Source organism: Sulfitobacter mediterraneus, from assembly GCF_003054325.1.
Taxonomy (GTDB): domain Bacteria; phylum Pseudomonadota; class Alphaproteobacteria; order Rhodobacterales; family Rhodobacteraceae; genus Sulfitobacter; species Sulfitobacter mediterraneus.
This window is the reverse complement of the sequence record NZ_QBKU01000003.1, coordinates 1-14,737: the sequence shown is the minus strand read 5'-3', so window position 1 is coordinate 14,737 and position 14,737 is coordinate 1. Positions and strand designations below refer to the sequence as shown.

Below are 14,737 nucleotides of genomic sequence, written 5' to 3'. Positions count from 1 at the left end.
TAGATCAGCATGGGGAATGATATGTCACGATTGATCCAAATTTGTCTTTTGTGTGTGATGTGGCTGCTGGTCGCACCGCAGGCACAGGCGCAAATAGGCCTGCCCACAGCAGCCGTCCCTGAAGCTGCTGCTCCTGTCTTGCCCAACCCGCTGACGCCGGAGGCTGCAAATGCCCTGATTTCGCGGCTGTCAGACAGCGAAGTGCGCGCACTTTTGATTGATCAGCTGAACACCCAAGCCTTGGCCACTGAGGCTGAGCAAGATGACGGCACCTCAGACTTTCTTTATCACGCCACCAGCGGGGCGTGGTCGTCGGTTGTTGTCCCCTTTCAAAGAATAGGGAACCTGTTCAGCGGCCAGTCGCGAGCATTTTCCAACTTCTATGAAAAAATCGGCCACGGGCAGGGTCTGTTGGTCATGTTGGGGTACATGATCCTTGTGTTTGGTGCTGGTGGCCTGGCGGAATTGGCCTTCCGTCGCTTTACCAGCGGGTGGCGCATTCTACCCCCTGCAGACCCAGAGAACATGACTCTGCGCGAAACATTGCAATTGTTGGCGCAGCGGTTTGGCACGCAAGTGGTCGCCGTGCTGATCTTCATTCTGGTTGCCCGTATCGTCAACCACAGCATTGTGCCTGAAATGCTATTACCGACGGTGCAACTGGTTGGCATCTATCTGATTGCCTTTCCTCGTTTGATGCTGGCTGTCGCCTTCTTTTTCTTTGCACCACTGAACCCGGAATATCGCCTGCTGAATCTTGCAACCCCTGCAGCCAAGGCATTTTGTTTTCACCAGTTCTGGCTGGCCATGTTGCTCGGGTTCTCTGCCGCGATCCAGGTTTTCAATGCCGCCAATGGCGTTCCCGCGGGTGAAACCCGCATCGGGTTTTGGCTCAACCTTGCCATGCATATCTATCTGATCGTGATCTTCTGGAAGTACCGCGCGGACGGCGTCACCATGATGCGCGGCGCTGACCCAGATGTGACACCTGCCGAAGAACGCACAGCGCAGATGTACCCCTACTTCAACATTTTCATGTTTGTCGCGGTCTGGTGGATCATTAACATCGTGGTGAGCTACGGCAATTTCGATTTGCTCAGATCTGCACCGCACTACAAGACCATGATATTGCTGATGTTCGCGCCTGCTATGGACACCGGCATTCGTGGGTTGGTACGCCATCTAACCCCAGCGATGAGCGGTGAGGGCCCGGTAGCTGAGAAAGCTTATTACGCTACCAAGCGGTCCTACATCCGCATTGGTCGCGTGGTAATCTTTGCGGGGGTAATCATGGCTATCGCTGAGTTTTGGGGGATGAGCCCAACAGCCATCGCTACAGCCGGTATTGGGGCACGACTGGCCGCCAATGGCATGGAATTCCTAATCATCCTTTCAATCGGCTATATCCTTTATGAGGCCGTATCCCTGTTCATCAACCGCAAGTTGGCAGCAGAATACACCGCCTCTGGCTATAACCCCGACAGCGAAGAGATTGGGGGCGGGGATGGCGGCGGCGCGGGCGGCTCTCGCCTGTCTACGGTTTTGCCGCTGATCCTTGTGGTGTCGCGCGCCGCGATTGTGGTGATCTTCCTGCTGTTGGCCCTCGGCAACATTGGCGTGGATACAACCCCGCTGCTGGCTGGTGCTGGTATCGTCGGTCTGGCCATTGGGTTTGGAGCGCAAAAGCTGGTCAGCGACGTGGTATCTGGCATATTCTTCCTGATTGATGATGCCTTCAGAACGGGTGAATATGTGGAGGTCGAGGGCACCATGGGCACGGTTGAGAAAATCTCGATCCGTTCCATGCAGCTGCGCCACCACAAGGGGCCAGTGCATACCATCCCTTACGGTGAAATCCCCAAAGTCACTAACTTTTCCCGCGATTGGGTGATCATGAAACTGCGTTTTACTGTGCCGTTCAATTCAGACCCCAACAAGATCAAGAAGATCTTTAAGAAGATCGGTCAAGAGATGCTGGTCATGGAGGAATTCAAGGATGATTTCCTAGCCCCGTTCAAATCCCAAGGGGTTTTGGAAATTGACGACGTCGGCATGGTGATCCGCGGCAAATTTATGTGTAAACCCGGCACACAATTTATGATCCGCAAAGAAATCTACAACCGTGTGAATGCCGCCTTTGCCGAAGCCGGTCTTGAATTTGCGCGTCGTGAAGTTCGTGTGGCGCTGCCCAGTATCGAACAGGTCACAGAACTTAGTGAAGAAGACAAAGCAACGATTTCTGCCGCAGCAAGTCAGGCCGCGCAGGAACAGTCTGGTGTCGTACCCGGTAAAGGTTAATCACTGAAAGCGGTCATTTGCGCGGAAGCAGCTATTGCCAGTAAAGTCCCTCAAGACCAGCAATTCGCCACACGCTCGATTTCGCGGCTGCAGCGAAAGTCCGGTCTGGTGAAACTGCGCCGCAGCGTTTGACTACATCGGCAATGGCCGGACCGGGCCGCCCTTGCAGACGGCCCGTTTCATTAGATCTCAATGGCCTCAGCGATTGCTAGTGCGTCTTCAAGTTCGACGCCCAAGTACCGGACTGTGCTGTCCATCTTAGTGTGACCAAGCAGAAGCTGAACCGCCCGCAAGTTACCTGTCTTCTTGTAGATTTGGGTTACCTTTGTTCGCCTCATCGAATGAGTACCATATGCGCTCGCCTCCAGACCGATAGATGTGACCCAGTCGCGGACGATCCGAGCATACTGGCGTGTCGAGATATGCAAACGCTCGTGGAAGCGACCAGGCCAAAGGTACTCGGAGCCAACCATGAGTTCGTCTTCCATCCACTTCTCGACTGAGGCGCGTGTGCCTTCGGATATCTCACATCGCACGGGTTTCTGTGTTTTGCTTTGCAGGACAGAGGCCCGCTCCTTGATCTGACCTGATGCCATTACATCGACGACTTTCATCTTCACCAGATCACAACCGCGTAGCTTGCTGTCAATCGCCATGTTGAACAATGCGAGGTCGCGATGGTTTTCTGCCAGTTCAAGCCGCACACGGATTGCCCAGACATGCTTTGGCTTCAGCGGCCGCTTCTGACCGACGATGCGGCCTTTGTTCCATGCAGGGCGAAGAGCCCGAATGGCTGGTAGGTTTGGTGTTTCCATGACTGATCCTCCGATCCGCCATGCCCTCCCAAAACGACAACCCGACGTTGACGAGGTACCATATCACGGGATTGCTGCGCCGCCTCCGATGGCGGCAGTGAGCCCAGACTCCCTTTTTCTGCACTGTGTACGAAGGTCGGAAATGGGCATTGAAGGAGATTCAGGAAGAGTAGCCGGAAAAGGGAAAATCCGAGGATCGCTTCCATTCCAGCTATCCGTCAAGGCCAACGAGGCGCCCGTTCCCTGGCCATCAACCGCGCTTTAGAATAGGGTTTTCTCGGGGCAGAACTGCTTTTTCGTTTTGAGGAGCGTTGCGCAGATTTGGGATATCGGTGACTTCAATCCCTCTAGGAGTGTGAAGTGATTGTGGTCACCTTCTATCGTCAATTCGATCTTCGCGTCCAGACCGTTCCAGATAATGTCCAGAAGGCGTGCCTGTCGGATGAACTCGGGACGTTCGCCGCCACCGACACAGACACTGATCTGCGAACCTGGGACAGGGACCAACAGTGCCGGGCTTTCCGCCGTCGCCTCTTTGGTTGTCAGGTGCAGGGTGTCGTTCATCGCGGTATGCCGTAAAGGGCGCAGGTCATGCAAGCCGCTGATCGACAGGACATGAACGATACGGGCCAATATAGCGCCGGACAACGGGGTATTGTCACAGGTCATGCGGGTCACCAGATGGCCACCGGCGGAATGCCCCATCAGGCGGATCGGGCCCTCAACCAGGCTGGCCGCTGCTTCGATGGCCGTGCCGATCTGCTTTGTGATCTCGGAAATCCGAGCCTCGGGCGTCAAGGTATAGCTTGGGATGGCAACCGCCCAGCCCTGGGCCCGTGCTCCTTCGGCCAAATGGCTCCAGTATGATTTATCGAGCCGCATCCAGAAGCCGCCATGTACAAAAACGACCAGCCCCTTTGGCGAATCAACCGGCCAGATCAGGTCAAATTTTTCGCGAACGGACGGGCCATAGGCGAGATCCGTGTCAACCCTGACGGTTTCCCGGTAGGCCGCAGCCTGCCCGGCCCAGAGGCCGGGCAAAGCGTCGGATCCTTCGACATGGCCCATATTGTTGAACGCATCGTCCCAATCGTGCATTGCCGAAGGCTCCTGTGACGGGGGCTAGCCAGCCGTGTATTGCGGGGTAGAGGCCAGGAACTCTCCATAGGCATCCGCGTTCGGATAAGAGAATTGCTCGGCCAGCGGGTTGGACCGCTTGTTCTTTTTCGCACCCATGTCCGCAAGCAATTCGTCGAAATGCTTGAAGTGGAAGGGCGCTGAACACAAACCGCCATAGACCTGCGCTGCAGGGCGTTCCTTGCGCCGCCAATCCAGCATCATCTGCATGTTTCTGCGCATCGCTGCCTCGGTTGGCTGGTTGGCCAGTTGACCATCGGCATAGCGCACCAGCCAATTGGCGATCATCTCGGCCGACAGAATCGTGCAGAAGCTGGAATTGAACCCGACGAAACCCATGTCCGGCAGGTCCGGATTCACCGACAGGCGGTAGGTCTTGTACTGCCCATCTTGCTCGATCATCTTCTGCCGGTACTCTTCGGGCAGGACCGGCACACCAAGTTTCCACCCGACGGCCAATACCGACACATCGCAGCGTAGTTTTTCGCCGGTCGAGAGCAGAATGCCTTCGCCGACATACTGATCATAGGTGCCCTGCACGAGCTTGAGCTTACCGCTTTTCAAGGCTTCGAAAAAGCCGGGAGTGACCAGCGGCAGCGAACACGATGCCTCCTTTTCGATCGGCGTATCGGGGACCATGTTCCATTTTTTCAGGCCGAGCTGCATCTTCAGCATGGTTTCCAACCCGCGGAAGTTGGCCCAGACCAGCGGCTTGGTGATCGCTGCGAACAAGCGTTTCAACGGCCCGCGATCCCAACTGTTGAACTGCATCTCCTGCGCCCGCATGTAGAGGAGCCGCTTGAAGTTGATGCCCCCGACAAAATAGGGGATCCGCCATACGTTCTTGCGGTAGACCATGGTCACCTGTTCTGCGCCATTCTGCACAGCGTTCACGGCGATATCGGTCGAGGATTTCGACCCGCCCAACACCACGACGTGCTTGCCCCGCGCGATCTCGGGATCGGTGTAATCCGACGAGTGCATCACCTGACCACCCTGGGCAATGAACTCATCCTGACCGGGATGGCTGGTGATGTTCTTGTAGGAAAACTGCCCTGTGCAGATTGCGACAAAGTCGAAATCCTGCTTGCGGGTCCGTCCGGCGCTTTGCAGCGTCAGGGTCCAGCCCGGTTGCCCGTCGGCGCGGCGTTCCATACCCAAAACATCCGAGTTGAGCTGGAACAACCGCCCAAGTTTATGCTTGTCGGCATAGGAATGCAGATAGGCATGCACCTGCGGCCCTTTGGGCCACTGGGCGTAATCGTCAGGCATTGCCATATCGGTATAGCGATAGAGATCCTTTGGGCTTTGTGTCTGGACCCCGGGGTAAGAGCGGCTAAGCTCCCAAACCCCCCCGAAATCGAGGCTGCGTTCAATCCCGATCACCCTGTGGCCACGTTCATCAAAGGCCTTCGCTGCGGCAAGCCCCGAGACGCCGCCGCCGATGACGGCGACAGTTTTGCGTTTTACCATGTCACTGCCTCCTTAGCCGGCGTCCGGCGGGGGCGGCAGGAAATCGACTTCGTGCAGTGCCGAGAGCCGCACCAGTTCCTCGGGATCCGTGACGTTGTGCAAAGCGCCGAACAGATCGAACAGCTTGCGCGCCGGCGACACGCCAAACACGCAGGTCGCTTCTTTGCCTGACCGGTTGTAGACCCCATGCGCCATGCCCATGGGCATCCGCACCATGTCGCCGGGCCCGGCCTTGTTGGCGGTGACGTTCCCGGACTCGAAACCGAAATCGACCTCGAGATCGCCCTCGAGCACGTAGATCCATTCATCCTGGGTCGGATGGACATGCGGTGGCACGAATGTATCGGCCGGAATGACCGCGTGCCAGATCATCGCGTTGTCCGACAAAAGTTTTGGCGTATAGGTGTGGCCCACGACGTTCCAGACGGTTCCGTCCAGTCCTTCGGTCGCATTGGTGACCCCTTCTCCGTTTTGCATTTCTTCCTCCCTGTTTGTTGGTGGCAAGAACGCTATCGGAGATCGGCGCGGATCCGTTATCCAAAAAGCGAAACAAAATTGCGCGCCAAATTCGCACAGGTCGGGATTTGTGCTATATTTCTGGGCGAAGGAGCGCGCGAAAAACATGACAAGACCCGCAAACAACGTTTTGCCCTTGGGGCGAAACCGTCTTTTCCAATCCAGCGATCTCGACGAGGCGCGGGCTGTTGTCGCCCGGAAATTCTGCGACCACCGCCTAGACCGAGCTTCGCGGTCGGGAAGTTTCGATGCGGTGCACAACCGTGCTGAAGGTCAGGTCACGTCGCTCAACTACATTCAGTACGGAGCTGATGTGGAGATCGAGCCGGGCGAACTTGGCTCTTTTTATCTCATCCAGATCCCGCTGACCGGACAAGCCCGGATCAATAACTCTGCTGGTTACGTCGATACTGGCCCTGGATTGGGCAGTGTTCTGAATCCGCACCGTCATACATCAATGCGTTGGCGAGAGGGTTGTTCGCAACTGCTGTTACAGATCAATGCGCAGCAGTTGAACCGCGTCGCCGAACGTCTTGTCGGCCGGGATCTTTCCGGACCGGTAACCTTTCAAACATCGGTGGACCAGCAATGTTCAAATGTCGGCGAATGGGTCAGCAGACTGCGAACATGCTTCACCCTTGCCGAGAAAGACGCAATCTATGCCAAGGGCAATCTGCATACACAGGCGCTTGTTGAAGAGCAATTGATCGAAGGATTTCTGCTGTGCCAGCCAAGTAATGTTAGCGGGCTTCTATCGGAGGATGTCGAAAAGGCGAAAAACGTGCATGTGCGCAGGGCGATTCAGTATATCCATTACAACTTTGGCGAAACGATTACGGTGGGCGAGATCGCGGAGGTGCTGCAGATTTCACCACGTTCGTTGCAATTGGGTTTCAAGGCGGAGCTTGGCCTGACCCCGATGCAATACCTGCGTGAAAAGCGGCTGCGCGAGGCACGTCACGCTCTGGCCACTTCACCGGACTCCGATACCATCGGCGACATTTCCGAACGCTGCGGGTTCGGCCATTTCGGACGGTTCTCGGTTGAGTACAAACGCCGTTTTGGAGAAAGTCCGCATGAGACGAGAAGGAATTGAAGCAAAACAATATGAATTGCGGCACCTTTCGATGAAACATCTGGACCGCGGTTTTAACTCGCTCTTGTGCCACAAGCCCTTTTAGTTGCGGACATTCCAACGAAAGCTTTGAATTCACACTTCGTCCCGCGAATTGTGAGTTCAGGTCGGCCGAAATGCTGCGCCCTGCACGAATGTCCGCAATGCGGGGTGCTGGCGCGGCATTTGAGTACCCTCTCGAATGGCGGCTTTGGGCCGTTATTGGCCGAATATGTTTTTGAGATGCGCTGAATGATGTTGCATATAGGTGGAAGCAGAAGAAAGGCTATTTCAGCATCTCAGAGCTTTATACGAAATTTCGCGAAACCTGTATCAGATGCACCTGCAGGCTCAATTGAAACTCCTTCGACACTATCTGCATACCCAGCTCCCGCAGGACCTGTTTCAAAGATCACTGTAGTGTCCGCAAGCGGCGCAAAGGACCAGTTGGCGTCTGCTTTGGGATTTACTGTGCCTTGATCTACCAAGTAGCGCACAATGATATCGCGGTTGGTGTCGGGGCCCTCGAAGACCACTGTGTCGCCCTTGGCTCCAGGAAAGCTGCCGCCGCCTGACGCGCGATAGTTGTTGGTGGCTACGATGAACTCTTTTTCCATGTCCAGTGGATCGCCGTTGAACATGAGGTTGGTGATGCGGTTGGCATCTGGATTGGTCTCCGCACCGTCTTTGTCAAATTTGGACGGTTGGGAAAGGTCTATCTGATAATTCACACCATCCATCACATCAAAGTTGTAGCTCGGGAAGCTCGGATTCAACAAAGGCGCATCCTGCGCACCTGGTTCAACCTGATTGAACATTCCTGCTGAACGCTCCAGCCAGTCTTTGACCTGTCGCCCCGTGACCTTCACCGCACGCACGGTGTTGGGGTAGAGATAGAGGTCAGATACGTTCTTAATTGCCACATCCCCGACAGGGACGTCAGTGTAATACTCAGGGCCACCGCGGCCACCCGCTTTGAACGGTGCTGCGGCGGATAAGACTGGCAGACTTTCATATGCTGTGCCGACCATCTGCTCTTTGATGTACCACGTTTGTGCGTTGGAGACGATTTGAACCGATGGATCATCCGCCACGAGTGCGAAGTAGCTGTGCAATGGTGCATCGGTTTTACCAACGGCTGTGCGCACGTAATTGAGAGTTTCTTCATGCTCTTTCGTTGCAGCAGCCAAAACGGGTGCATAATCCTCCGCGAGTGCAGTATATGAGCGATCCTCATTTCGTTTTGAAATTGGCCGAGCTTCGGCCGTATGTGAAAGCACGCGCCAGCTGCTGCCATCCCGCTCGATCAATAGGTCGAGAAGACCCATATGGCTTCCCCAGACCCCCCCCATAACCCCAGGTTTGCCGCCAATTGTGCCTGCTTCGGTGTTAACACCTGCAAAGTCAGCGTATTTTGAAGATGGGAAAACAAGGTGGCTATGCCCCGTAAGTATCGCGTCGATGCCTTCAACACTCGCTAGCGGAATGGCTGCGTTCTCCATTCCATCCTCCGCAGTCGCGCCACCAATGCCAGAATGACAAAGTGCGATGATCAGATCTGCGCCTTCCTCTTTCATTTGTGGAACGTAAGCTTTGGCGGTCGCGACGATATCGCGGGTTTGCACGTTGCCTTCGAGATGCTTGCGATCCCAATTCATGATCTGGGGCGGCACAAATCCTATTAGTCCAATCTTGATCGGATGCTTTGCGCCGCTGCCGTCGGTGATCTTCCGTTCCATAATCACATAGGGTTTTACCAACGTGGTATCGGCGGTCGCAGATGCGCCCATTTCTTTGACCACGTTAGCGGAGACAACGGGGAAGTCCGCGCCTCCTAAGGACTTCATCAAGAATGAAACACCGTAGTTGAATTCGTGATTGCCTAAAGTTGAAGCATCAAACCCGAGTGCATTCATCGCGTTGATCACAGGATGGCTATCGCCTTCTTTCATACCACGCTCATATGCAATGTAGTCGCCCATCGGGTTCCCTTGAAGAAAATCGCCGTTGTCCAACAACAATGAATTTGTCGACTCTGCCCGCACCCCTTGGATCAGGGACGCAGTACGTGAAAGGCCGACCGTGTCGCGAGGTTTATCGGCATAGTAATCATAGGGGAAAACATGCACATGCAGATCGGTCGTTTCCATGAGACGCAGGTGCGCTTGGTTGCCGGCGGCAGAGGCCGAAAACGGGTGCATGGCGACAAGACCAGCAGTTCCAGCAAGAAAATAGCGGCGATTCATGGAGAGAGGCATCTGAGCATTCCTTATGTATTTGAGCGAAGTCAACGAAAGGGTCGTCGATGAAAGCATCAAGCATGCGACGGTTTGGAGATTCGAACAACTCCGCCGCGGGAGTTTCGACGCTCGGGAATTTATGACACCAATTGCTACATACGTGGCGCAGTGCTGCGGCGCCGAGATCGATTACTCAAGACTGCGTTAGGCTGTTCTTGCCGAAGCCCCTGGTAGTAAAGAGACGCAGATTGCGTCCCCGCAATGAGGAGGTTGTGAGCCCGTAGAACAAAAGACGGCACGATGCACAAATGTCAGCTGTTCGCGAACGGCCAAATTGGGCAACTCTGAATAAGTTTGCAGCATTCTTTCATTTTAGGTTATGTCTCCTCTGATTTTTCCACACGGCGACCGCCACTTATGGATCGAAAGCTGACGACTATTCTTGCCGCCGATTTGGTAGGCTATTCGCGCCTTATGGCCGCGGATGAGGGAGGCGTCATCAATAGGATGCGTGCAGCACGTAAAGAGATCATCGACCCTGCGATTGCGACCTGCGATGGTCGGATAATCAAGACCATGGGGGACGGGTTACTCGTTGAATTTGTCTCTCCAGTGCAAGCATTACGTTCGGCACTTGGGATACAGCGTGAAATGCACGCTCACGAGAACACAGAAGTTGAAGAAAAGTCGGCTCAAATTCCGCATCGGTATAAATTTGGGCGACGTTGTTATCGATGGCGAGGACGTCCTTGGTGATGCCGTCAATATCGCAGCTCGGCTGGAAAGCCTTGCACCGGTTGGTGGGATTTGCATTTCGCGAGCTGTGTTCGAACAGGTAAAGGATCGGATCGATGCGGAAATGACGACACTTGGTCTGCAGGCGGTTAAGAATATGCCGGAACCGGTGGACGTCTGGCGGGTGGAGGTCGAGGGCGCTGAAGCATCAAAGCCGGCGCAGGTGGCCGCCGAACGCCCTTACATTGCTGTGCTACCATTCGCAAACATGTCGGCAGATCAGGATCAAGAGTTTCTCGCCGACGGCATCGTCGAAGATGTGACCACAGAGCTAAGCCGCTTCAGGTCCTTAATGGTGATCGCGCGCAACTCAACCTTTGCTTACAAAGGCGCGTCTCAGGACGTGCGCCGGATCGGCAAAGAACTGGACGCGCGCTATGTTGTTGAGGGTTCCGTTCGCAGAGGCGGCGATCGGCTAAGGGTCACAGCGCAATTGATCGAAGCCTCCAGTGGCATGCATGTCTGGGCAGGCAAGTGGGATCGAACGTTGGAAGACATCTTTGATTTGCAAGACGAATTGACACACGCAATTGTAACGGCGGTCGAGCCGGAACTGGGAGCGCATGAGCGAAGGTTAGCCCGCTCAAGACCGACAGATAGTCTTACGTCTTGGGAGTTGTGCCAAAGATGTTGGCCAAAGCTGGCGGAATACAACCCCGAGAGCCTCGATGAAGCAGCGGTTCTTCTTCGAGCTTCCGCAAAGACTGATCCAAACTTCGCACTGCCGCGCGCACTGCTGGCACGGGTCTCAAACGTAAGGGTTGCCATAGGCTTACCCGACCCATCGACAACAATTGCCGAAGGCCTTGTCTGGGCACGTGAAGCGCTTGCAATAGATGACCGGCTCGAAGTCGCGCATGGAAACTTGGCTGTGTTGTTGGCGATGTCCGGTCAGGCCGAAGAGGCCGCAGACGCTGCGGCAACTGCTATCGCACTGAATCCAAACAATGCGTTCTGCCATCATGCGACAGCATTGGCGGAGATGTTTAAAGCGCGGCCCGATACCACAAAAATGGTCGCTGGGGGCGAGACAGCCATGCGTCTGAGCCCCAAAGATCCAACAGCGCATACTTTTCAGAACATCGTTACAATCGGCCATCTAATTGCGCATCTTGATCATGGCCATCCGGCGTATCAAGAGTCCGCGCGGGCGGCGGCTCGGCATCCCGGTGCGCCGTGGTATGTCCACCTCCAGGCGGCACAGGTCGAGGCACTAGCAGGTGACGAAGGCGCTGCGCGCAAACATATCGAGACAGCGCTAAGCTTGTTGCCAACATTAACCATGGAAACTTACCGGCATGTTTTCAAGTTTCCCGCTGCAGAAAAACTATTGGCGCTTGGAGATAGCAGTGGCATGACAGAGCGCCTCATAGACTTGGGTTTGCCGCGGCAATGATGCTCACTTCTCGATGTCGGAAACCACAATCTTGAAATGTCAGAAAAATTGGTACTCGCTCAGTCCTTGCCCATTCACCTGACGTCATATCACAAAGGCATTTTTCCGACCTGACGCCAAAGAAGCCTTTGGCCAGCCGCAGCGACAGCCCAGTTTGTCCGCGTTCCCGACACTAAGTAGCGTCATCGCGCACTTGAACGAATGGCCGCAAAACCGGCTGCAAATGCGGCATACTTAGACCGCGCCCAAGGTCGGTTCAGGGCCGTTATTGGAGTGGCCGAAAGTTGGCGCTGGATCATTTTTGCAAGAAGCACTTACGTGAGCAAGGTCCAGCGTGTTTAGGTTTAGGAGTTTTTTGAGGCTTTGTCACATCCCGTAGCAATGGACAGGTGCGCCGACATTGTGCAGCGGCAACAATCCAAGATCGTCGGCATCCGTCGCATCGCCCAGCACTTCCTCAGTAAAAACGACCGCATGTCCTGTGTGTTTGCCTTGATCGCAGAGCCGCGCCGCAACATTGGCGGCATGGCCAATGACGGTGAAGTCGAGCCGTTCTTTCGAGCCGACATTACCGTAAGTGACACGGCCAAAGGCGATCCCAACTGCGCCTTCGCAATGCGAATGACTGCGGAGCGCATCAATGGTTCCACGCGCAGATGCGAGTGCTTTGGCGCAAGCCGCTTTTGCGTTGTCCCCAGCTGGGAACACTGCCAGAACCGCATCGCCGATAAACTTCAGCACTTCGCCACCACAATCCTGAACTACGCTCGAAGTGGTTTCAAAGAAGTGATTGAGCAGTTCCAGATAGGCGACCTTACTCAATTCTTCTTCCAGTCGCGTAGAATGGCGCAAGTCGCAAAACATGATTGCGGCATCGATCTCATCGCCATCGCCGCGCCTGATCTCCCCCCCCAAAACACGCGCGCCGGTCCTTTTGCCGACGTATGTTTCCAGTAAAGACTGGGCGTTTTCTCGCTGCATAAACACTTCGTAAAAGCGCGAGATAACAAAGATACATTCGAAAATGAGGCCTAGGTTGGCGGTGGAGAACCCGTTCGGGTGGTCGCCGGTAACGGAAAGGACGTTCATGCGTCCATCCGAAAATGGCAGCGGCATAGCAACATAGTCAGTTGCACCCTGCGCGCGGAGATCCTCCATAATAGGAAAGCTGTTTTCAGCGTAGTCGGTTCCGAGCCGTTGGCGTACACCGCCAAGCCCATCAGAAACATGACGGAGAGGTGAGTTCACGAACGCCGGGTGGTCGTGAATTTCATAGGACGGGGCAAAGGTAGACACCTCTTCAGCGTCAAGGTCCCAAACATAGTTCTTGCCCGCGATGAGAGGGTGAAGCGACCAGATCATGACGCTGATACGGGTAACGTGTACCCCTTGTTCGCGCAGCTTCTCACCAAGTGCCGCAGTCAGCGCCTCCGGCGTTGGAATGAATCCGGCCTCCCTCAGCAACCAGTCAATCACCGGGCCGGATGCAGAAGCATAACCGGGCTGCTCAATCGGGCCTGTTTCGGTCAGAATTTGGTCGGCAACCCCAGGGGTGAACGCGAGCTGGCCTTCAATCCGCACGCTTTCAGGCAAAGCATTTGAATAGGTCCACACCGCGTTGGGAACGGGCCCGTCAGGCAAAATAATGTCACGGTAGCGGGCTGTTCCTTTGAACGGACAGAATGTCTTGAGATCGGTTATCTCACCTAATGGGACGATGACGTCTTCTGGCGGGAAATAGACCACTGGCGCCAGCCGTGTCTCAAATGCCACCATAGCGTTTCGGCTATGCGCGAGCAGTGTGTCACCACGCAGTGCGCGGACGTTACCGGGCACATCGATGACCTCAAGAGCATAACTAGAGGAGAGGTTGCTGGGTAGAACGGACATCAGTCGGGCTCCTTCCAATGGGCGGCCCAACAAACATGGCTACGGAGGGAGAACTTGCCAAGACCTTACAGATCGACGCCATTGTGAATGTTTCCAGCGAATGGATGTTCGAAATCGCCGCAAATGGCTGGTTCGACGTGCCGCACCGCAGCACCGTGAAAGTCAGATGAATTGCCGGTGAGGGCCGGAGGTAACTAGGCAATCAGCATTCCCAAACAGCGAATCTGATACACTTACGCATGTCGGCTCTGTTTTAGTTGTGTCGATCACCTCATTTCGACAGGTGCAACTTAGAATTGCCTGACCTTACTAAGTCACGTTACTGAACCGAAACAAACAAACAGGTGATGACATGGAAAGAGTTAAAGAGATTGGCGGGCTCTTTTTTCGGGCGAAGGAACCGGAGGTACTTGCGGCGTGGTATAGCGATATGCTTGGCATCGACCTCGCACCAACCGATATGGAGACGCCACCTTGGATCAGCGAAGGAGGTGTGACAGTTTTCGCACCTTTCTCGGCAGATACCAAATATTTCCCTCAATCACAGCAGATGATGGTCAACTTTCGGGTCTCTGACCTGAAAGCAATGCTGGCACAGTTACATGCGGGCGGTGTCGAGCCTTTCAATACTTCCAAGATGGAAGGCGTTGGGCGTTTTGCGCATATCACCGATCCTGAAGGTAACGCCATCGAGCTTTGGGAACCGAAAAACTAGCGGGCTGACGGGAGCAATGCCGATTTATAAGCATCTAATCATCTGTTGCTGGTTCATGCTGCGCCGTCGAACAACGACTGCTTTGGGACGCGGCACTGCGGCGGCTAGCAACCCCGTCAAGGTCGGGAATGGGCCGTCCCTTCCCGGTGATGGCGCGCGTAGGTTGTGAACATGCTCCGACCGATTTTATGGCGGCAGAGAGCCCAATCCACCAAAAGCTACACTGCAGTGTGTACAAATGTCAGTTTGCTGGTGACCTGCTCCCCTGAAACGTCCGGTGTTTTGAGTTAGCCTGTTCTCCAACAAGGAGACAGACGATGAAGAGAAGCCGTTTCAGTGAAGAGCAAA

Annotated in this window: 11 protein-coding genes; 5 read left to right on the top strand and 6 right to left on the bottom strand. The window is 54.9% G+C overall.

What is annotated here, in order from left to right:
* Positions 1 to 21 precede the first annotated feature (21 nt).
* Complete coding sequence (locus C8N31_RS05335; protein ID WP_025048494.1) at positions 22 to 2,298, top strand: mechanosensitive ion channel family protein; 2,277 nt, start codon at positions 22 to 24, stop codon at positions 2,296 to 2,298.
* A 182-nt stretch (positions 2,299 to 2,480) separates the two neighbouring features.
* Here C8N31_RS05335 and C8N31_RS05330 read toward each other — a convergent pair whose 3' ends face one another.
* The 4 genes from C8N31_RS05330 to C8N31_RS05315 all read right to left on the bottom strand — a co-directional run bounded on the left by C8N31_RS05330 (position 2,481) and on the right by C8N31_RS05315 (position 6,200).
* Positions 2,481 to 3,113 carry a tyrosine-type recombinase/integrase gene (locus tag C8N31_RS05330; RefSeq protein WP_025048495.1) on the bottom strand — a complete coding sequence of 211 codons (633 nt, stop codon included), beginning with the start codon at positions 3,111 to 3,113 and terminating at the stop codon, positions 2,481 to 2,483.
* 261 nt (positions 3,114 to 3,374) lie between these two features.
* A complete protein-coding gene (locus C8N31_RS05325; protein ID WP_025048496.1) occupies positions 3,375 to 4,211 on the bottom strand; it encodes an alpha/beta hydrolase in 837 nt (278 codons plus the stop codon).
* Between the two features lie 24 nt (positions 4,212 to 4,235).
* Entirely contained in the window at positions 4,236 to 5,723 is a 1,488-nt protein-coding gene (locus C8N31_RS05320) for a flavin-containing monooxygenase (RefSeq protein WP_025048497.1), read from the bottom strand.
* A 12-nt stretch (positions 5,724 to 5,735) separates the two neighbouring features.
* On the bottom strand, positions 5,736 to 6,200 hold the full coding sequence (locus tag C8N31_RS05315) for a cupin domain-containing protein (RefSeq protein ID WP_025048498.1): 465 nt from the start codon (positions 6,198 to 6,200) through the stop codon (positions 5,736 to 5,738).
* A gap of 145 nt (positions 6,201 to 6,345) precedes the next feature.
* Between C8N31_RS05315 and C8N31_RS05310 the strand changes: the two genes are divergently transcribed.
* Positions 6,346 to 7,335, top strand: a complete 990-nt coding sequence (locus tag C8N31_RS05310; RefSeq protein WP_025048499.1) for an AraC family transcriptional regulator — start codon at positions 6,346 to 6,348, stop codon at positions 7,333 to 7,335.
* A 317-nt stretch (positions 7,336 to 7,652) separates the two neighbouring features.
* On the opposite strand, the gene C8N31_RS05305 is transcribed toward C8N31_RS05310, so the two are convergent.
* Positions 7,653 to 9,611, bottom strand: a complete 1,959-nt coding sequence (locus C8N31_RS05305; protein ID WP_025048500.1) for a bifunctional 2',3'-cyclic-nucleotide 2'-phosphodiesterase/3'-nucleotidase — start codon at positions 9,609 to 9,611, stop codon at positions 7,653 to 7,655.
* Positions 9,612 to 10,239: 628 nt separating this feature from the next.
* Here C8N31_RS05305 and C8N31_RS05300 point away from each other — a divergent pair.
* On the top strand, positions 10,240 to 11,784 hold the full coding sequence (locus tag C8N31_RS05300) for an adenylate/guanylate cyclase domain-containing protein (RefSeq protein WP_051544608.1): 1,545 nt from the start codon (positions 10,240 to 10,242) through the stop codon (positions 11,782 to 11,784).
* A gap of 366 nt (positions 11,785 to 12,150) precedes the next feature.
* Here C8N31_RS05300 and C8N31_RS05295 read toward each other — a convergent pair whose 3' ends face one another.
* Complete coding sequence (locus C8N31_RS05295) at positions 12,151 to 13,674, bottom strand: DUF427 domain-containing protein (protein ID WP_051544609.1); 1,524 nt, start codon at positions 13,672 to 13,674, stop codon at positions 12,151 to 12,153.
* Between the two features lie 35 nt (positions 13,675 to 13,709).
* On the opposite strand from C8N31_RS05295, the gene C8N31_RS20630 reads away from it, so the two are divergent.
* On the top strand, positions 13,710 to 13,844 hold the full coding sequence (locus tag C8N31_RS20630) for a hypothetical protein (protein ID WP_269146525.1): 135 nt from the start codon (positions 13,710 to 13,712) through the stop codon (positions 13,842 to 13,844).
* Between the two features lie 182 nt (positions 13,845 to 14,026).
* The gene (locus C8N31_RS05290) at positions 14,027 to 14,389 is read left to right on the top strand and encodes a VOC family protein (RefSeq protein ID WP_025048501.1); all 363 of its coding nucleotides are present in this window, start codon (positions 14,027 to 14,029) and stop codon (positions 14,387 to 14,389) included.
* Positions 14,390 to 14,737 lie beyond the last annotated feature (348 nt).